This is a genomic window from Cellvibrio sp. PSBB006 (genome assembly GCF_002162135.1).
In the GTDB taxonomy this organism is placed as follows: domain Bacteria; phylum Pseudomonadota; class Gammaproteobacteria; order Pseudomonadales; family Cellvibrionaceae; genus Cellvibrio.
In genome coordinates this window covers 3,533,610-3,553,013 of sequence record NZ_CP021382.1, presented here as the reverse complement: position 1 = coordinate 3,553,013, position 19,404 = coordinate 3,533,610, and the positions used below count along the sequence as shown (strand labels likewise).

Annotated in this window: 20 protein-coding genes; 11 read left to right on the top strand and 9 right to left on the bottom strand. The window is 54.0% G+C overall.

The features are described from left to right. Nucleotides 1-112 precede the first annotated feature (112 nt). Together CBR65_RS14655 and CBR65_RS14650 are read left to right on the top strand one after the other, a co-directional pair. Nucleotides 113-553: an excinuclease ABC subunit A gene (locus tag CBR65_RS14655; protein WP_087467551.1), complete on the top strand. Its 441-nt coding sequence runs from the start codon at nt 113-115 to the stop codon at nt 551-553. A gap of 131 nt (nt 554-684) precedes the next feature. Then, complete coding sequence (locus tag CBR65_RS14650) at nt 685-1,458, top strand: hypothetical protein (RefSeq protein WP_087467550.1); 774 nt, start codon at nt 685-687, stop codon at nt 1,456-1,458. A 194-nt stretch (nt 1,459-1,652) separates the two neighbouring features. On the opposite strand, the gene CBR65_RS14645 is transcribed toward CBR65_RS14650, so the two are convergent. From CBR65_RS14645 to CBR65_RS14630, 4 genes are all read right to left on the bottom strand, one after another. Then, entirely contained in the window at nt 1,653-2,531 is an 879-nt protein-coding gene (locus CBR65_RS14645; RefSeq protein ID WP_087467549.1) for a response regulator, read from the bottom strand. 93 nt (nt 2,532-2,624) lie between these two features. Beyond that, on the bottom strand, nt 2,625-3,008 hold the full coding sequence (locus CBR65_RS14640) for a TfoX/Sxy family protein (protein WP_157672086.1): 384 nt from the start codon (nt 3,006-3,008) through the stop codon (nt 2,625-2,627). A 242-nt stretch (nt 3,009-3,250) separates the two neighbouring features. Next, on the bottom strand, nt 3,251-4,027 hold the full coding sequence (gene yaaA / locus CBR65_RS14635) for a peroxide stress protein YaaA (protein ID WP_087467547.1): 777 nt from the start codon (nt 4,025-4,027) through the stop codon (nt 3,251-3,253). Between the two features lie 37 nt (nt 4,028-4,064). Further along, nucleotides 4,065-4,541 (bottom strand): DUF4265 domain-containing protein, encoded by a 477-nt coding sequence (locus tag CBR65_RS14630; RefSeq protein WP_087467546.1) that lies wholly within the window; start codon nt 4,539-4,541, stop codon nt 4,065-4,067. A gap of 140 nt (nt 4,542-4,681) precedes the next feature. Between CBR65_RS14630 and CBR65_RS14625 the strand changes: the two genes are divergently transcribed. Together CBR65_RS14625 and CBR65_RS14620 are read left to right on the top strand one after the other, a co-directional pair. Then, complete coding sequence (locus tag CBR65_RS14625; protein WP_087467545.1) at nt 4,682-6,145, top strand: sulfatase; 1,464 nt, start codon at nt 4,682-4,684, stop codon at nt 6,143-6,145. 161 nt (nt 6,146-6,306) lie between these two features. Continuing rightward, a complete protein-coding gene (locus CBR65_RS14620) occupies nt 6,307-7,584 on the top strand; it encodes a M48 family metalloprotease (protein WP_087467544.1) in 1,278 nt (425 codons plus the stop codon). A gap of 44 nt (nt 7,585-7,628) precedes the next feature. Here CBR65_RS14620 and CBR65_RS22135 read toward each other — a convergent pair whose 3' ends face one another. Then, nucleotides 7,629-7,856: a hypothetical protein gene (locus tag CBR65_RS22135; protein ID WP_157672085.1), complete on the bottom strand. Its 228-nt coding sequence runs from the start codon at nt 7,854-7,856 to the stop codon at nt 7,629-7,631. Nucleotides 7,857-7,955: 99 nt separating this feature from the next. Here CBR65_RS22135 and CBR65_RS14615 point away from each other — a divergent pair, with 99 nt between their 5' ends. The 6 genes from CBR65_RS14615 to CBR65_RS14590 all read left to right on the top strand — a co-directional run bounded on the left by CBR65_RS14615 (nt 7,956) and on the right by CBR65_RS14590 (nt 13,452). Further along, nucleotides 7,956-8,528, top strand: a complete 573-nt coding sequence (locus CBR65_RS14615) for a TRAP transporter small permease subunit (protein ID WP_087467543.1) — start codon at nt 7,956-7,958, stop codon at nt 8,526-8,528. Next, nucleotides 8,528-9,901: a TRAP transporter large permease subunit gene (locus CBR65_RS14610; protein WP_087469084.1), complete on the top strand. Its 1,374-nt coding sequence runs from the start codon at nt 8,528-8,530 to the stop codon at nt 9,899-9,901. The genes CBR65_RS14615 and CBR65_RS14610 overlap by 1 nt, the downstream gene beginning before the upstream one ends. Nucleotides 9,902-9,976: 75 nt before the next feature. Continuing rightward, nucleotides 9,977-10,378 carry an acyl-CoA thioesterase gene (locus CBR65_RS14605; RefSeq protein ID WP_369825621.1) on the top strand — a complete coding sequence of 134 codons (402 nt, stop codon included), beginning with the start codon at nt 9,977-9,979 and terminating at the stop codon, nt 10,376-10,378. A gap of 204 nt (nt 10,379-10,582) precedes the next feature. Then, nucleotides 10,583-11,173: a cytochrome b gene (locus CBR65_RS14600; RefSeq protein WP_198300750.1), complete on the top strand. Its 591-nt coding sequence runs from the start codon at nt 10,583-10,585 to the stop codon at nt 11,171-11,173. A gap of 62 nt (nt 11,174-11,235) precedes the next feature. Continuing rightward, nucleotides 11,236-11,811, top strand: a complete 576-nt coding sequence (locus CBR65_RS14595) for a YceI family protein (protein ID WP_087467541.1) — start codon at nt 11,236-11,238, stop codon at nt 11,809-11,811. A 174-nt stretch (nt 11,812-11,985) separates the two neighbouring features. Continuing rightward, nucleotides 11,986-13,452, top strand: a complete 1,467-nt coding sequence (locus tag CBR65_RS14590) for a VCBS repeat-containing protein (RefSeq protein ID WP_157672084.1) — start codon at nt 11,986-11,988, stop codon at nt 13,450-13,452. A gap of 67 nt (nt 13,453-13,519) precedes the next feature. Here CBR65_RS14590 and CBR65_RS14585 read toward each other — a convergent pair whose 3' ends face one another. Then, on the bottom strand, nt 13,520-14,683 hold the full coding sequence (locus CBR65_RS14585; RefSeq protein WP_087467539.1) for a TRAP transporter substrate-binding protein: 1,164 nt from the start codon (nt 14,681-14,683) through the stop codon (nt 13,520-13,522). Between the two features lie 199 nt (nt 14,684-14,882). Next, nucleotides 14,883-17,093, bottom strand: a complete 2,211-nt coding sequence (gene uvrD / locus CBR65_RS14580; RefSeq protein ID WP_087467538.1) for a DNA helicase II — start codon at nt 17,091-17,093, stop codon at nt 14,883-14,885. 255 nt (nt 17,094-17,348) lie between these two features. Here uvrD and CBR65_RS14575 point away from each other — a divergent pair, with 255 nt between their 5' ends. Then, the gene (locus CBR65_RS14575) at nt 17,349-18,119 is read left to right on the top strand and encodes an EAL domain-containing protein (protein WP_087467537.1); all 771 of its coding nucleotides are present in this window, start codon (nt 17,349-17,351) and stop codon (nt 18,117-18,119) included. A gap of 8 nt (nt 18,120-18,127) precedes the next feature. Here the strand turns inward: CBR65_RS14575 and CBR65_RS14570 are convergent, their stop codons facing one another. Both CBR65_RS14570 and CBR65_RS14565 read right to left on the bottom strand, forming a co-directional pair. Beyond that, nucleotides 18,128-18,538 carry a thioesterase family protein gene (locus CBR65_RS14570; protein WP_087467536.1) on the bottom strand — a complete coding sequence of 137 codons (411 nt, stop codon included), beginning with the start codon at nt 18,536-18,538 and terminating at the stop codon, nt 18,128-18,130. 43 nt (nt 18,539-18,581) lie between these two features. Further along, nucleotides 18,582-19,364: a fumarylacetoacetate hydrolase family protein gene (locus CBR65_RS14565; protein ID WP_087467535.1), complete on the bottom strand. Its 783-nt coding sequence runs from the start codon at nt 19,362-19,364 to the stop codon at nt 18,582-18,584. Between the last annotated feature and the right edge of the window lie 40 nt (nt 19,365-19,404).

Here is a 19,404-nt window from a genome sequence, read left to right as displayed (position 1 = left end):
TTCTGCTGTCGCTAAAACTTCTCTACTATTCCCTCCCATCAAGCCGCTGATCCAGACGTCAGGGGTTTGAGCCAATCTTTCCCTTTCACACGTTTTGTTTTAAGGACATCCTATGAAAGCAATTTCTCTTGCCTGCGCTGCTGCTACGCTAATGTGCTGTGCCATCTCCGCCCAGGCCCGCGACGATATTCAGGACTACTCCATCGCTGAAGCCCTGGCCACGGAAAACGCCAAGAATATCCTTGGCGATAACATCAAGTTTTATTTCGGTGCGCAAAAGCACGGCCCGGTCAGCAAGCGTTTCGGAGAGTTCGGCTCCAACAAGAAAACCAACGGCGTGGGCAAGTCAGATCGGCAGGCGTGCGAGTGGGTGTTTTTGTCTGCCCTGAAATCCCTGCGCGATCGCGCGGAAAAAGAAGGCGGCAATGCGGTGGTGAACATCCGTTCCAACTATCGCGGCAGCACAACCACCAGCACCGATACTTTCAAGTGCGGCTCCGGTGCGCTGATGTCCGGTGTGGCTTTGTTGGGTGATGTGGTCGAGCTTAAGTAAACCTGGTGGGGCGGCCTTCGCTGCCGCCCCTCGCCAGCCATTGAGTTATTCCTGCTACTGGTAGAAAATTCTGGCGCCTCGTTACCCGTGGCTCATCGGCTATTCCAATAATCACTTCCCCGGAGGAAAGGATGAACGTTTTACTTCGCGCGCGTTTCTGCGCTTTTTCCCTGTTACTTATGTTCGGTTACGCCCAGGCTCTGCACGCTGAATCCAGCCCGGTGTTGGAGGCCGAGTTGCAACCACTGAAAAATGCCTTTGCCGGCGATGCTGCCCAGGTTCGGGCGGCGATCAGTAAACTGGAGTGGAGCGGCATCTCTGATCCGGAGATCTTTGATGTTGCCGCTGAGCGGCTGGAGGCGAATTATAAGGCCCAATTGCCCGCTGAGATTGAGTTAAATTCCTGGCTGGCCAAGGGTCTCGCCTTGTCCGGTAATCCAAAATACCAGCCCTTATTTGACAAAATTCTGGCGATGCAGACGCGCAAGAGAAAATTGCGCAAGCATGTGGAGATTGCGTCACAGCGCCTGGCTGTTAACCAGAGCTGGAATCCGGTTATTGCCAAGGATAATCATCTTGCGCAGTCTCAGGCTGAGCTGGATAAACTGCGGATCAAGAATATGTTGAATGCCAGTCTGCCGGATCTGGTCAGTACGGGTACTCGTCTGGTTTATAACCATCACAAAACGGATGTTGAGTTGATGGATGAGGTGCATGAGATTTTGGCTGCGCAGTATAAGAGCAGTACAAATCCGGAGCATCTGGATGCGATGGCGTGGATGTGTCGTACCTTGGGCGAGTCGGGGAATGGTAAGTACAAGGGGACGTTGGAGCGGATTGCCAAGGATAATGCGGCGCATAAGAAGGTTAGGAAGTATGCGGAGAAATATGCGGATTATTTGTAATACCAAGCTACAGACTTCGTAGCCCGTTTGTCATTGGGATAGTGGTTCCGAAAACGCATAAATACATCCCTGTAGCTCCCTCAAGTCATCCATGACTTGAGGGTTTCGGAACCACTATCCCAACGCCAAACTCACTTGGTGCAGGCTGCAACAAGCACCGTAGAATTTAATCTTTTAACAACCCGTCTCTGATTTCACATCTGCGCAATATACTGCGACAGCACCTCAAACTTTTCCGCATCGTTATCGACAAAGCGAATCACGATTTTTACCACGTTGGTTTCCGCGCGGTTTTCGCCGGCCTGGATGCTGTGGACGTAGCCGTTAACCCGGGCGAGGTCGCCGCCGTCGCCCATTTCGATGTCTACTACGGCTTGGTCGAAGACGGTGGGCAGGTTGTCGCTGCGTTGCATCAGGCCGCCGAGGGATTGCAGGGAGAGTTCGCGGATGACGCAGGCGCAGGGTTTGGCGTTGTTGGAGAAGCGCAGTTGGGCTTTGCCTTTGATGTTGGCGGCTTTGGCAGCAGGCTTGGGTTTAGCGGCGCCGCCGGTCAGGAGGCTGGCGCTGCTGGCCGGGTTGATGAGGGGATTGGGGTTAGCTGTGGGTTGGGGTGCTCGTGTGCCGGTGAGTACGTCTACCGAGGCGAAGGCAATGCCTTGGGTGCTGGCCTGACGGCCGGCGTGGGTGGGTGCCTTGCCGACAGCTTTGAGTTGTTTGAAGACTTTGCGCAGTAATTCTTCGGGCGTAAAGGGTTTGGTGAGGTAGTCGGATACGCCGGACTCGACCGCTTTGATGACGTGGTTGCGGTCGCCGCGGCTGGAGATCATCACGAAGGGTGTGGTGGCGCCCTGGTCGCTGCTGCGCACGGCGCGCAAGAGTTCTTCGCCGCTCATGTTGGGCATTTCCCAATCCGAGAGGATCAGGTCCATGGTCTGGCTTTTCATCGCGGCCAGCGCGCGACTGCCGTCTACCGCTTCATAGACTTCAACACCGGGGATTTTTTCCCGCAGGTGTTTCTTGACCATGTCACGGATAAAAGTGGCGTCATCAACGACGAGGATACGGATAGCCATAGGCTAATTCCTTGCACAAAAAAAACAGTGAAGTCCCCGAAGATTGTCCGGGGGTTTTATTAGCCTAGACGATTTGTAACAGAATGCGACAAATCAGCGCGCTTGCAGATGGCGCACCGGCGCATCGATGTAGGGCTCGTCCTGCTCCAGCGAGTAACCGTTTTGCGCGGCTTCCACAGCGGTGCGCATCCAGTAGATCAGTTCGGCCGGTCGTTCGAGGACGGTTTCGGGCAGTTGGTAAAACGCGGATTCCACCATATCCGCAGCGGCCGGGCGAAAGGGTGCCATACCCCGTTGCTCGTAGAGCGAGCGGGAGTATTCGTCCGCGCGGAAGTACAGATGATCATTGACGATGATGGCGAACTGGACACCCTGATGGTAAATGCCCACGCCGTGAAAAATCCGACGGTAAGAGACAGGCGCAACCCGAGCCATGCATTCAACTGCGTGAGCTACATAGTGAGTGCTGACTGCCATATCGACGCCTTTCTTATGGGGAAGTTTGGGGGGTGAGGCAGGGTCGTTACAACACATCGACCACTCCTTGTCCCGGTTGGTTTTGGCACGCCAAAACTGGCAAAAACTCTAATGAGGAACACCGGCGAACGCAACAGGATTCTAAGAATGTTTCGCTAGTTCAAATGCGAAAGATTGTGATTTGCCATATATGCTTGATTCGGCGTGCCTTACACCTCACCCGCGCCTCAACACCACTTCACTCACGCCTCAGCGTCGCGGGTAAATACCCACTCTTTCGGGCTCGACATGGCTTCGTTGTAGGCGTAACCGGCGGTGTTGAAATCCTTGATGCCCTCCGGCTTTTTGAGTCGTTCGCGGATGATGTAGGCACTCATCATGCCGCGCGCTTTCTTGGCGAAGAAGCTGATGATTTTGTATTGGCCGTTCTTGCGATCCTTGAATACCGGCGTGATGACTTCGGCATCCAAACGGCGCCCGTTGACGGCCTGGTAATACTCATTGGATGCCAGATTGACCACCACCTTGCTCTTTAGCGCCGCCAGTTCTTCGTTGATACGGTCGGTGATGATATCGCCCCAGAATTGATACAAATTTTTGCCGCGCGTGTTGGTGAACGGTGTACCCATCTCCAGCCGATAGGGCTGGATCAAATCGAGCGGTCGCAACAGGCCGTAGAGGCCCGACAGAATGCGCAGGTGTTTTTGGGCAAAGGTGAAATCGCCGCGCGCAAAGGTCTCCGCTTCCATGCCGGTGTAGACATCACCTTTGAAAGCCAGCACCGCTTGCTTGGCGTTATCCAGCGTGAAGGGTGTCTGCCAGTTGAGGAAGCGGCCGAAGTTCAGGTCGCCGAGCTTATCGCTGATGCCCATCAATTCGGAGAGCTGCGGCGGTGATAAATGGCGCAACTCATCAATCAAGGTTTGCGAGTGTTCGAGAAAATTCGGTTGGGTGACCACCTTGGTCCGGGGCGGCGTAGCAAAATCAAGCGTCTTGGCGGGGGAGATCAATAACAACATAAATCGCGGAATTCCTGGGAAAAAGCGTGCGTCGGTTTTATTCTGGCTTTAACAGATCCTGCCACCAGTTCAGGGGCGTGACGCCATCGACAGGGTCATAGACATTGCCATACATCCACCCGCACTCACCGACGACTTCGCGATTGAGGATGGCTTCGATGGCCGTAAAACCGCAACTGACGTGGATGGAGTACACCAGCATACGCGGCGTTTGCAGATCCAGTTCACCCCCGAGCTTTTCCAACTGCGCCGTCAACCGGTCGGCCAGCTCTTCGATGTTGCTGCGGGCAAATACGCGCACGCTCAGGTTGCCACTGCGCTGGGCGATCTCAAATTCGCGCGAGCGGGGCGAAAACCGCAGTACGTCGCCACTGGCCAGGCCTTTCACAAAGGCGGGCGATTGCACCAGTTGCAGCTCGCCATTTTCCAGTTCACGTACCGGAATCTTTTCCGCTATCGGTTTGCCCTGGGGATCAACCCCGGCAAACATCTCCACCATCTGTAGGGCTTTCATCACATCATCTCGTCGCTGTTCAGTGGGCGAGCATTATAGCGGCGCCAGCTCGCCGGGTCACAGTGATATCCCCTATGGGTTCTGTAGCCTCGCTCAATATTGTTATCCTGTGACGCTAAAAACAAACGGTGGATACGATAATGCAACGGCAATATGTGTTTTGGCTGGTGGTAGTTTTGTTAATTCAGGCGTGTACGGGACCACAACAAAGCCCGGCAACAGCGGACAAGCAAACGCGCAAGCCCAATATCGTGATTATCTTTACCGACGATCAGGGCTACGCCGATGTACAGAGCTTCGGCGGTATACAGCTGGTCACGCCCAACCTCGACCGCATGGCGGCGGAAGGCGTGAAGCTGACGAATTTCTATGTGGCCCAGCCGGTCTGTTCCGCGTCCCGCGCGGCACTGTTGACGGGCAGTTATCCCAATCGCGTCGGGGTTTCCGGGGCATTTATGCCTGAGAGCGGCAAGGGGTTGAATCTGGCAGAAACGACGCTGGCAGAGCTGTTGCAGCAGGCCGGGTATGTGACCGGGCATGTCGGCAAATGGCATCTGGGTGACGATCCCACCTTTATGCCCAACCGCCAGGGATTCGATGAATTCTTTGGTATCCCTCACTCCAACGACATGTGGCCGCATCACCCCTTGCAGGGCAGCGTGTTTGATTTTGGTGATCTGTTGTTGTTCGACAACGAAGATGCGATCGAGGCCTTACATGACCAAAGCGACCTGACACAAAGGCTTACCCAAAGAAGCCTCGACTTTATTGCGCGCCATCAGCAACAACCCTTCTTTCTCTATCTGGCCCATCCACAACCCCACGTTCCCCTGTTTGCGTCGGACGCCTTCCGTGGCTCCACCGGTGCCGGGCTGTATGCTGATGTGATTCACGAACTGGATTGGTCGGTGGGTCAGATTCTCGCTGCGCTGAAACGCCACGGTCTGGACGACAATACCCTGGTGATATTCACCTCGGACAATGGCCCTTGGCTGGCTTATGGCGATCACGCCGGTTCTGCATTGCCGTTCCGCGAGGGCAAGGGCACCACCCATGAAGGCGGGGTGCGCGAGCCCTTTATTGCGCGTTGGCCCGGCCGACTGCCAGCTGGCAAGGTAATTGACACACCGCTGATGAGTATCGACCTGCTGCCTACTATCGCCGGCTTGGCCAATGCACCCTTGCCCACATTGAAAATAGACGGCAAACCCGCGTGGTCGGTGCTTACCGGTGAGTCTGATCAATCGCCGCATGAAGCGTATTTTTTCTATTACGGCAACAACGAACTTCAGGGCGTGCGCTATCAGCAATGGAAGCTTTACTTTCCTCACCAATACCAGACGCTTCAGGGCCAGAGCGGCGGAACAAACGGCCAACCCGTGGGTTATCAACAGGCCAGGCTGACGGAAATTGCCCTTTACGATCTTCAGCGCGATCCCGGTGAGACCACCAACCTTGCGCATCAGCATCCGGATGTCGTGGCCAGGATTCAGTCGTTGGCAGATACCATGCGCGCCGATCTAGGCGATTCCCTCACCGGCACCATGGGTACCGGTCAGCGCCCCATAGGCAGGGTGACTTCAACTGAGAAGTCGCCGGAGTGAGGTCGGTTAATGTTTGGTGCGGTGAAGTACAACCGTTATTTTCAGTGCAGTATTTGCGGTTTTTATAGGGTCTGTGAACCGATGCGCGCGCAGAATAAACGTCACTTTGTACGGGCAATTTGTGTGGCATCATAGCGACCTTGGTCTTAAGGAGGACAATCATGAAACGACTATTCACCCTGTTGGGTTGCTGTATCTTCGCCAGCGGTTTGATCGGCTGTGCGGTGAACCCTGTTACCGGCAAAAACCAGCTTTCCTTTGTATCGGCCGAACAGGAAGTGGCCATCGGCGCCAAAAATTACGAGCCCAGCCAGCAATCCCAAGGCGGCCGCTATGTTGTCGATCCCGAGCTGACGGTATACGTCAATAAAGTTGGTAAGAAGCTGGCGGCTGTCAGTGATCGTCCGCAACTGCCCTATGAATTTGTCGTGCTCAACAATGACGTACCCAACGCCTGGGCCTTACCCGGCGGCAAGATGGCGATCAACCGCGGTCTGTTGACCAAACTGGAAGACGAGGCACAACTGGCAGCGGTGTTAGGCCATGAGATTGTTCACGCCGCCGCACGCCACGGCGCGTCCCAGCAAACCCAGAATATCCTCATCAGCACCGGCATGTTGGCGGCGGGCGTGGCGGCTTCTACCCAGGATTCTGATTACGCCGGCCTGGCCGTCGGTGCGCTGGGCGTAGGTGCCAACGCCTGGATGTCCAAGTACAGCCGCAGCCATGAACTGGAAGCCGACAAGTACGGTATCGAGTATATGATTCGCGCGGGCTACGACCCCATGGGCGCGGTGGAACTGCAGGAAACCTTCGTGAAGCTGTCGGAAAGCCGCCAGACCAATTGGCTGGAAGGTTTGTTTGCCAGCCATCCACCCTCACAGGAGAGGGTCACGGCCAACCGGGCTATGGCGCAGGCTAATCCCGGCGGCGTGCGCAATAAAGCCGCTTTCGACAAGGCAATGGCACAAGTACGCAAAGACCAGACCGCTTATGCCAACTATGAAAAAGCCATGAAGGCCGCCAGCGAAAAGAATTACACCAACGCTCTGAGCCTCGTGGACAACGCCATCAAGCAACAACCAAAGGAAAACCTGTTCTGGGAATTGAAAGGCCAACTGCTTCTGCAGCAAAAGAAAGAGAAAGAGGCGGTAACGGCATTGGATAAAGCAATCCAGGCCAATCCGGAGTTCTTCCGCTCTTACGTCTACCGCGGTTTGGCCCATAAGCAATTGGGCAACACCACCCAGGCGGAGAAAGATCTGGTCGCCAGCCAGCAGCTTCTGCCAACGCAGTTAGCGGCTTACTACCTGGGTGAGATTGCCCTCGGCAAAGGCCAACGCTCCGCCGCCGCCACTTATTTCCAACAGGCCGCCCAGGGTGGCGGTGATATAGGTGCCGCCGCCGAGGCGCAATTGGCCAAGCTGCAAACGCCGTAGATCGGCAGCCACGACGACAGGCTTCCATGGCGAAGCCTGTCGGTTTACTCTCTCCCACAAACCCGCTCCCGCTCAACAGCCCGCCGCTCACATTCCCGCTGGATGTTGTCGCACACCATAATCTCCGGATAAGAGTCCGGCCGCTGTTGTCGGCACAAGCGGTATTGTTGGCTTAGCTCCTCGTCGGGCAATTGTTCCAGTGGGTTATCGCTGCACCCCACCAAACCGGCGGAGGCCATCAACCACAACAAGGTCAGGCAAGACTGATACATAGCGGTATTGTTCTGTGGGTCACGCAGGCGTGACGGGGATTTAACGTTATAATGCGCCCGACTCCCCGACAATGACAATAATGGGACATACGGACTGCTATGGACTCCACCCGCATCACGCTACCCTGGCCCCAGCGCCTGCTTAATCTGCTCGACGGAATCACCCTGTTTATTGGCCGCAGCATCGCCTGGCTCACGGTGATGATGGTGATTGCCACCTGCATCGTGGTGATTCTGAGGCGCGGCTTTGATATAGGCTCCATTGCCCTACAGGAATCGGTGGCTTATATGCACGCCGCCGTGTTCTTGCTTGCCGCCGGTTATACCCTGAAGCGCGGCGGTCATGTGCGGGTGGATATCCTTTACCGTCGTTTCTCTCCTCGTCGCAAAGCCTGGGTCGATAGTCTTGGATGTTTGCTCTTTCTGTTACCGCTGGCCATCTTCACCGGATTGATTAGCCAGGAATTTGTACTCAGCTCCTGGGCCATTCGGGAAAGCTCCACGGATTCCGGTGGCGTGGGTGCCGTGTATCTGTTGAAGTCCCTGATTCCGTTGATGGCCGTCACCCTCGGGCTCCAGGCTATCGCCGAATTGCTGCGCAACCTCTTGCTGCTAATGGGCGCTGCCTTGCCAACAGGCGAGCCGACAAGCGGAGAGGAGTCAGACCAATGATGTTGGCGGAATTTATCCCATTGTTGATGTTTGCGGTGGTTTGTATCGCCCTGATGCTGGGTTATCCGGTGGCTTTTACCCTGGCTGGCGTCGCCTTGCTGTTTGCTGGCGTCGGCATCGTGACCGGTTATTTTGATCCCAATTGGCTGCGTACTTTTCCCGCGCGCCTGTTCGGCATTATGACCAATTACACCCTCATTGCCGTACCCCTGTTTGTGTTTATGGGGGTGATGCTGGAGAAGTCGCGGCTCGCCGAAGCCTTGCTGGAAAATATGACCAAAGCCTGTGGGCGCCTGCCCGGTGGCCTGGGGATTTCCGTGGTCGTGGTGGGCGCCCTGCTTGCCGCCAGTACCGGTATCGTGGGCGCGACGGTGGTAACCATGGGCCTGTTATCCCTGCCCACCATGCTCAAGCGCGGTTATGCGCCCGCGTTTGCGGCAGGCACCATCTGCGCCACCGGCACTCTGGGCCAAATCATCCCGCCGTCCATCGCACTGGTATTGCTGGGGGACGTATTGTCCAGCGCTTACCAGCAGGCGCAATTGAACCAGGGCATCTTTAACCCGCGCACGATCTCGGTGGGTGATTTATTCGTCGCGGCAATTGTGCCCGGCTTATTGTTGGTGCTTTTCTATATCGCGTATGTGCTGTTGATGGCTCGCTTCAGGCCGCAGCAAGTGCCTACCGTCGTGCAAGGGGAACACATCCCGCTCTGGCGGATTATTCCCAGTCTGCTGCCGGTATTGCTGCTGATCGCACTGGTACTCGGTTCCATCCTGTTCGGTGTAGCCACGCCGACAGAAGCTGCCGGGGTGGGCGCCTTCGGGGCCAGCCTCCTGGCCTTGTGGAAGCGCCAGTTGAGCTGGCAGCGGCTCACCGAGGTTGCGCGTTCCACCACCGAAGTCAGCGCCATGATCTTCGCGATCCTGATCGGTGCCTCCTTATTCTCGCTGGTGTTCCGCGGTTTCGGGGGTGAAGAACTGGTCCATCAACTTTTCAACCAGTTGCCCGGCGGCACCTTTACCGCCTTACTGATCGTGATGGCAGTGATCTTTGTGCTGGGCTTTATCCTCGACTTCATTGAAATCACCTTTGTGGTGGTACCGATTGTCGGCCCGGTCCTGCTGGCCATGGGTGTTGACCCTATTTGGCTTGGCATCATGATTGCGGTAAATTTGCAGACGTCTTTTTTGACGCCACCCTTCGGTTTTGCCCTATTTTATTTGCGCGGGGTTGCGCCCGACAGTGTGCGCACGCTGGATATTTATCGCGGTGTGTTGCCTTTTATCCTATTGCAGGTGTTATTGTTGTGCGCGCTCGCGCTCTGGCCGGCACTGATCACCTGGTTGCCTGATTATCTGTCAGCGTTTTGATTCGCGATCAACGACCGGATGCATCAGGTTTGACGAGCCCAGCCTTTATTGACTGACTTTTTGACGGAATTTTTTATGACCCTGCATCACCTTGATGAAGACCCCACACCGATCGGCACCCTGACGCTGCAAACCCTGTCCATGCCCGCCGATACCAATCCCTACGGCGATATCTTCGGCGGTTGGTTGATGTCGCAAATGGATCTGGCCGGTGCCATCCTGGCGCAGGAAGTTGCCAAGGGGCGTGTGACTACCGTCGCTGTGGGCAGTATGGTTTTTTTGCGGCCAGTGCCGGTGGGGGCAACTGTCAGCTGTTATGCCTCTGCCCAGGAAATTGGACGCACCTCCATCCGCACCATGATTGAAGTCTGGATTAAAGTGTGTAGAACCGGTGAAGTGGCCAAGGTGACGGAAGGTGAATTTGTTTACGTCGCTATCGATGATAACGGTCGCACCCGGCCCGTACCGCGCGACTGACAGCTTCAAACTGCGCAGACGCTCACAGATCTGTGCGCCGCCTTTTCATTTCTTTAATCGCAGCAAGCGCGGCAACTGCTAGACTTGGCTTTACATTTTTCCGTCACCTTACGCTGCCATACCAGGGTCGCGCATAAAGGTTATGAACGAAGGTTGCGAACAGGAGTTCACCTTCACGCGCTCACATCTGTCGAGTAACAACTGATGCTAAAAGACGCTGCCGCCGGATACGGATTACTCACCATCATCTTGCATTGGGTTAGCGCCCTGCTGATTTTTTTCCTGTTTGGCCTCGGCATTTACATGACCGGTCTGGATTATTATTCGGAGTGGTATCACAAGGGGCCGGCACTGCATGTCAGTCTCGGTTTAATCCTTTTACTACTGATGATCGTGCGCATAATCTGGCGCATGGTGAATAAAAATCCCACGGCGTTACCGAATCATTCCCGCACCACATTATTGCTCGCCAAGCTGGTGAAGTACCTGCTGTATGGATTGGTGTTTATTGTCATCGCCAGCGGCTATCTGATCACCACCGCCGAAGGAAAACCAGCGAGCTTGTTTGATGTTATCCACTTTCCCGTGATCACCCAATTGGGTGCCGACAACGTTGATCGTGCCGGCCTGATTCATGAACTCCTCGCATGGGCTATTGTCATAGTCGCTGCTTTACACGCCCTTGCCGCGCTGGTACACCATTTTGTGATCCGTGACCGAACACTGGTGCGTATGTTAAAACCGATTAAAAAATTGCCTGTTGCCGATGAACAGGCATCGTCTGGCAATCCATAGTACAGCTTCAATTTCCTTTCACATGATGTTTGGTTCAATCTGGTCCATTTAGGAGAATTAGGATGAAAAAATCACTCGCCGTTTTAGCTTTTGCCGCTGCTGGTCTTGCCAGTTTACCGGCGCTGGCTGACAAGTATGTTATCGACACCAAAGGTGCCCACGCCTCAATCAATTTCAGTATTCAGCACCTGGGTTATAGTTATCTCACCGGTCGCTTCAATAATTTCAGCGGCGATTTCACCTACGATCCGAAAGATGTTGCTGCCAGCACCATCAATGTCACCATCGACACCACCAGCGTTGATAGCAACCATGCCGAGCGCGACAAGCACTTGCGCAGCGGCGATTTCCTCAACGTTGAAAAATTTCCCAAAGCTACTTTTGTCAGCAAGAAAATTGTGCCTGATGATGGTGACGAATTTGATGTTGTCGGCGACCTGACCCTGAATGGTGTAACCAAAAGCATCACCATTGAAGTGGATAAAGTGGGCGAAGGTAAAGACCCCTGGGGCGGCTATCGCGTTGGCTTTGAAGGTGAAACCGAAATTGCTCTGAAAGATTTCAACATTACCAAAGATCTCGGCCCGGCTTCGCAAACCGTTAAGCTGGAATTGCATGTCGAAGGTATCAAGCAGTAAGTTGTCAGGCAGTATTGAAAAACGGGAGGCACTGGCCTCCCGTTTTTTTTGCACTATCAGTTTGCGTGGCAGGTCACACACGAGTCAATGATCAGTCAGCTGGTCGGTCTATCATTGAAATAATCACCAATCAGCTTGTCTATAGGCGTTACAAGACAATATTGCGGAGGGATTGTGAGTAAATTTTCAATGATAGCCGGTGCCTTGGCTGCTTGTGTTTCGTTGCAGGTTCACGCCTTGTCATTCAGCCTCAAGACCGTCCCCTTATCACACCCGGCTAACGGCGATCTGGTATTGCTATCTACCAATAACTCGGCCACCGATCATGTAGCGGTGTCCGGCCATGCCGCTGACGGACGCTGGTTATCGATCATTGATCTTGAAAATTTCAGCGCGCGCACCGTCGCCATTCCTGAAAAAGCACAGTTTTTCAGTGCAATGAAACTCGCCGATTACACCGAAGCACAATTGGTATTTCACACCACTGAAGGTGTAAGTCGTTATGACATGGAAAAAAATACGCTGTCGCCCCTGGTAAAAACCGCTTCCATTTATGCACTAGCCGACAGCAAACGTCTGCGTCACAGCGATATGGTGGTGGATGTGGACAACAATGACTTAAGTGATCTACTTATCGCCGACTTCACAACTTACCACTTGTGGCTGCAACGCAAAGACGGCAGCTTCTCGCATTTCCCGCTGACCGTCGATGTTGTGGCCGAAACCTATGAAGAGGTTCCGCGTTATACACCGCGTAAACCTTATCTCGTCGATACCAACCTCGACGGCAAAACCGATATCGTCTTTACGCGCGACAACCAGCTGTTGGCGTTTGAACAAAACGGCGCTGGCGGTTTTCCGGAGCAAGCCAACATTTATCAACTGAACATGACGATATCTTCCGACAGTGAAGCCAGCCTGCGCCCCGGTGATGGGCGCAACTATGACGGGCTGCTTATCAACCGTTTGTTTGATGTGACAGACCTGGATGGAGACGGTGTGGCAGACATCATCATCCGCCGCGAAAGGTTTGCCGATGCTTTGGAACAAAATTACGACTATCTGATTCATTACGGTCGCACCAGCGAAGACGGTCTGTACTTTGAGAAAAAGCCCGACACGCGCATTAACACACACGGCATTCAGTTTGAATCTGTGTTTGCTGATATTGACGGCGATGGTCGCAAGGATTTTTATACGCCCAATGTGCATTTTGGGTTGGGTTTGATGGTGCGTGCGCTGATCAGCGGCAATGCCGGCATCGAAGTGCAGTTTTATCGCATGAAACAAGATCGGAGTTTTAACGAAAAGCCGGACCACATCCACAAAACTACAGCCAGTATCAGCATCAGCGGCGGCCGTGTTGACCTGCCACTTTTTCAGCTGGCCGGACACGTGGATAACACATACAAGGATTTATGGGTGGGTGAAAAACAACAGCGCTTGATTGTTAATCGCAGCGATGAAAATAATTTATTCGACCATGAGCGTTTGCAGTTTAATGTCACGCTCCCGCGCGATGGCTCCAAAGTACAGGTAATGGATGTAAACAATGATGGGCAGGATGATCTGGTGTTGCCTTTTGATGCGCAGGAGAAAAAAGAACTGCGCAATCAGGTGCATTTTTTGATTGCGAAGTGATCGTGAGATTTCACAAATGGTGTCGGATTACGCCGCGCTTGCGCGGCTAATTCGGCCTACAGTTCCATCATTGTCTGGTGTGATTTTCTTGCGTCTGTTCGCGCACATCGTAATAGGTGTGTTCCGAGATTTTGTGATACTCGGTCGCCATTTGCAGAAACGCTTGATAGGAGTCGTAAACCTTTTTAAACATAGGATCTTGTGCTGATTGTTCGGTGTAGAGTTGCATACTGATATCGCGCAAATGTTGCAGTACCTCATCAGGCAAGCGCCGTACCTCCACACCTTTTGCAACCAGCTCTTTCAACGCAGCGTTATTGCGCGCTGTGTATCGGTCCAGCATATCCTGATTAGCCGCTCGCGCCGCCACTGTGACAATTGCCTGCAAATCTTTCGGTAAAGATTCAAATGCCTGCTTGTTAACAATCAATTCCAATGTCGAGCCCGGCTCCTGCCAGCCAGGATAATAATAATATTTGGCCACCTGATGAAAACCCACCGCCAGATCATTCTCCGGCCCAACCCATTCAGCCGCATCAATCACACCGGTTTGCAGCGCCGTATACAATTCACCGCCGGGAATATTGACCGATGTACCACCCGCGCGATTGAACACATCGCCAGCCATACCAGGAATACGCATCTTCAACCCGCGCAAATCTTCAATACTGTTAATCTCACGATTAAACCAGCCAGCCATTTGAATACCGGTGTTACCGCCAGCAAAAGGAATTAAATTAAACGGCGCGTAGATTTCACGCCACAACTCCAAACCACCGCCATGATGCAACCAGCCATTCATCTCCTGCGCATTCATCCCGAACGGAATCGTGGTAAAAAATTGCGCCGCCGGCGCCTTGCCCCGCCAGTAATAAGCCCCACCGTGACCCATCTCCACGCTACCGCTCGATACCGCATCAAACACCCCCATCGCGGGGACAATCTCGTTAAAACCATAGACATGAATTTGCAGACGTCCATCGCTCATGTCTTTCACATACTCTGCAAAAGTTTCTGCGGTAGTACCCAACCCCGGAAAATTTTTCGGCCAGGTCGTCACCATGCGCCAACGATAACTCGGTTGACCCACCTTTTCCGACGTCTCCGCACCGATAGACTTAACACGGGTTTTCTCCAGGACCAACAGCGAGAATACCAACACCAACGCCGCGACCAGCGTCAGGATCACCAAGGGATACCAATTAACTTTTTGTGGGGATGTTTCAGTCATGATTGTTATTCGTTATTGTGGTTAATATTGTGTTTTTTAATTCGCGCAACTTGCACATTGCGAGTTTGCCCTGAGCTTATTGGTTTCGAAACCCTCAATTCATGGATGAATTGCGGGAGCCACAGGGACGTGTGCATGCGTTTTCGAAATCAATAAGCTCAGGGAAAACGGAATGCGAAGCACCACTCTCAGTAAACTTTTAAATAGCCGCCAAATTAGCATACTGCATCATCAACCACTTACTCCCTTCACTATCAAAATTCACCTGCACCCGCGCCCCCGCACCCTGACCCTCAAAATGCAAAATCACACCCTCACCAAAAATCGCATGCTGTACCCGCTGACCCAAATGAAAACCCGTACCCTCACCACTGTCGCTCAAACGCGCCGCATTACCGACATTACGCTGATAACTCACCGGTCGCGTCACCGCCGTCTTCAAACGCACTTCCTGAATACACTTGCTCGGAATTTCCTTCACAAACCGCGAAACCGCATTAAATGTTTCATTGCCATACAGGCGGCGGGTTTCTGCGTAGCTGATATAAAGCTTCTCCATCGCCCGCGTAATACCCACATAACACAAACGGCGTTCTTCCTCCAAACGATCGGGATCATCCGCCGACATCTTGTGCGGAAATAAACCTTCCTCCACACCAGCCAAAAATACCAGCGGAAATTCCAGGCCTTTGGCCGAGTGCAGCGTCATCATCTGCACCGCATCTTCAAATTCGTCGGCCTGGGTTTCACCAGCATCCAGCGCCGCCGTGTCGAGAAATTGTTGCAGCGCCGACATTTCATCTTCCTGATCTACGTCGAACACGCGGCAGGCATTCACCAGTTCCTGCAAGTTTTCGCCGCGCGCCTGGCCTTTCTCACCTTTTTCGCTCTGGTGAAAATCCAGCAGGCCGGTGTCTTCAATCACCTGCCGCGCGATTTGATCCAAAGCCGGTACATCACCGTGCAGGTCAATGTCGTTGGCGTCGCGAGCAAGTTTACTGACCAGGGTAATAAACGTTTGCACGGCATTACCAGCGCGCGCCGTCAGTACACGATTGGCGATCATCATCTCTGACGCGCGCCAGAGTGAGCAGCCATTCTCCCGCGCGAATTGACGAATATCATCCACCGTTTTACCGCCGATACCGCGCGTCGGGGTATTGATGACGCGCTCAAAGGCTGCGTCGTCATGAGGATTATTGATCAAACGCATGTATGCCACAGCGTTTTTAATTTCCAGCCGATCATAGAATCGCTGGCCGCCGTAGATGCGATAGGCAATGGCTTCGCGTAGCAAGGCTTCTTCCAGTACGCGCGACTGGGCGTTGGAGCGATACAAAATAGCGCAGGCATTTTTGTTATTGCCCTGGCGAATCCACTCCTGAATGCGCTCCACAATAAAACGCGCTTCATCCTGTTCGTTGTACGCCGCGTAAAGTGAAATGGGTTCGCCTTCCGCGCCCTCGGTCCATAACTCTTTGCCGAGACGGCCAAAGTTATGCGCGATCACCGCGTTGGCGGCGTTGAGAATCGTAGACGTGGAGCGATAATTTTGTTCGAGGCGAATGGTTTCCGCGTTGCCGAAGTCTTCAGCAAAACTCTGGATATTTTCAATCTTGGCACCGCGCCAACCGTAGATGGATTGGTCGTCATCGCCCACCGCGGTCACAAAACATTGCTTGCCCGCTAGCACACGCAACCAGGCGTATTGCACGCTGTTAGTATCCTGAAATTCGTCCACGAGGATAAACGGAAAACGGTTGCGGTAATGTTCGAGGATATGCGGTTTATTCAACCAGAGCTCGTGGGCACGCAATAACAACTCAGCGAAGTCCACCATACCGCCACGCTGGCAATCTTCTTCATAGGCACGATAAATTTGCAGCATGGTGCGCACAAAGGGATCGCCAGTTTCCTGAATATGTTGCGGACGCAAACCTTCATCTTTCTGGCCGTTGATGTACCACTGGGCCTGGCGATGGGGCCATTTATTCTCATCGAGATTCAGTGTCTGATACACGCGCTTGATGAGCCGCAGTTGATCATCGCTGTCGAGAATCTGGAAATTCTGCGGCAAGTTCGCGTCCTGCCAGTGCGCTTTCAATAAACGATGCGCCAACCCGTGAAACGTCCCCACCCACATATTGCGTGTATTGATGTTCTGGTGGGTTTCACTGAAAAGTTCTTCAAGGCGACCACGCATCTCCCGCGCCGCTTTGTTGGTAAAGGTCACCGCCATGATGGAGTAGGGTGACACACGCTCTATCTGGATTAACCAGGCGATACGATGCACCAAGACGCGCGTCTTGCCGCTGCCCGCTCCCGCCAGGATCAGTTGATTGCCCGCCGGCGCCGACACAGCGGCACGCTGGGCATCGTTGAGGTGATTGAGCAGGGGTGAAACATCCATAAGCACGTCTATCGTCGGGTGGCGGTGGAAAAGGCCGCTAGTCTACCGTTTTTCCAGCGCTGATTCAGGGGTTCGTCCGATTTTACTGTCTGCATGTACAGTTGGCCACCCCGATCTTGTGAATAGGGTAGATACCCGCCGTTAATAAACTTCATTCAGAAGCGTTGGCCTGCCAGCCCGGCGAGGCTCGGTCACCTATACTGGAGACAGCCATGCCACCGTATTGGCGAGCGCAATCCAATAGAGAGGTTATGCATGACAGATAAGATTGATCCCCAAGTTGCCGGATGTGGGGATTGCCGGGACATGCCGCCCCTGCCATTTGAGTTCACCATGGCGTTTCAGCCTATTGTGGATATCAACCAACGCAACATTTTTGCCCACGAGGCGTTAGTGCGCGGAATCAACGGCGAGGGCGCTTATGCCATCCTGAGTCAGGTCACCGAGGCCAACCGTTACCAGTTTGACCAATTGTGTCGCATACGCGCTATTGAATTGGCTACTCGTTTACAAATGCAGTCTTATCTGAGCATCAATTTTCTGCCCAATGCCGTGTATCGGCCGCAGGCGTGCATTCGGTCAACCCTGGAAGCGGCGCGAAAGAATAACTTTCCCTGTGAGCGAATTATCTTCGAAGTCACCGAATCCGAACCCATCCGCGACCCCGACCATTTAGCTAATATTTTTTTCGAGTATCGCAACCGGGGCTTCGTTACCGCCATTGATGATTTTGGCGCAGGTCATGCGGGCTTGAATCTGCTGGCCGAGTTCCAGCCGCACATCATCAAGCTGGACATGGATTTAATCCGCAACCTCGATAGCAATCGCGTTCGTCAATCTATCGTGAAAGGCGTGGTGGGTACCGCGCTGGAGCTGGATATCACCATCATCGCGGAAGGCGTGGAAACCCGCGCAGAGCTGGACACCCTGCGCGCGATGGGCGTTAACCTTTTCCAAGGTTACTTGTTTGCTAAACCGGCTATTGAACACTTGCCGACGGTCGATTTCGGCCTGCTGGATAGCTGAGCAGCCTGTCAATCAAACCAGGCGCGCACCGCATCCGGCAGAGGCATGGACTTGCCGGTCTTGCCGTCGACCCAGACGACCTTGGAGAAGCTGTCCGCTGCCGGGTTATCCGGCTCTGCCGAGGTGTAAATCTTGTAATCCACCATAAAACTGGAGCGGCCTGGATCGGAGATATAACAATCGATGCGCAAGGTTTCCGGGTGGAATACCGGCCGGTAAAACGTGCAGCCGATCTTCACCACCACGGGGTAGGAATCACCCCCGATGGGGATGCCTTTGCTCATCATCCACTGGAAGCGCGCTTCTTCAATGTAGCGCAGGTACAAGGTGTTGTTGACGTGCCCGAAGGCATCCATATCGCCCCAGCGCACCGGAATCTGGCAGGAAAAAAAGGGCTTATCGGCGTTTGACTCTGACATAGGCACTGCTCCTGAGTTTGTCATCGGCGGATGATGTGCACCATCACTTCGCCGTGAAGCTGACTTCCAACATTCCGAGGTCGGTGTAGTACACCTTGATGTTGGTGTTTAATGGCACATCTATAACACCGGCGTAAGAACCGGTGATGACCGCTTGTCCCGCCACAATACCCTGACCCCGACTGCGCAGGAATTCCGCCAGCCAGTACAGCGGCGCCCGCGGGTGGGTATTGGGATGGCGACCGGCGTGTTCGCTGGTCTCGCCGTTGGCGTATTCAATATGAATTTGAATCTCACTGGCCTGCTTTGATTTCTCGGCACTGACTTCCGGGCCGATAAACAGCCCCTGATTGACCAGGCCATCTGCCAGCATCTCCGGAAATTCGGCACTGGCTGGCTCTTCGTAGCGACTATTGATCAACTCCAACGCCAGATGGGTGCGCGCAATGGCGGCATCCACATCGGCGGGCGTATAGGGTTCGGCGCGCGGCGGCAGGTCTTTACCGAAGAAGAAGGCCAGTTCCGGTTCGATGCGCGCCCGATCGCCCTTGGGCCAGATCGCGACCGGCGGAATGCTGTTGATGGTTGAGGTATAGATGGGGCCTACCACCAGCTTGTCGGGTGGGGGTTGCAAACACTTCCAGGCACCGACGGAGTCGTCCTGGCTTTCGCACCAAAGATCGGTTACCGCCTCCTGAATTGCCAGGGCTGCCTCGATATCCTTTGGCCGGCAGGGTTCAGGCAGGCGCGGCCCCGGCTCTCCAGTCAGGCGACGCGCAACAAGGATCTTGGCCGCAGCAAGGGCGGCATTTTCATGTTCAGACATAGGAATTTCTCATCGATGGCATAACGCTGCTCTCACACAG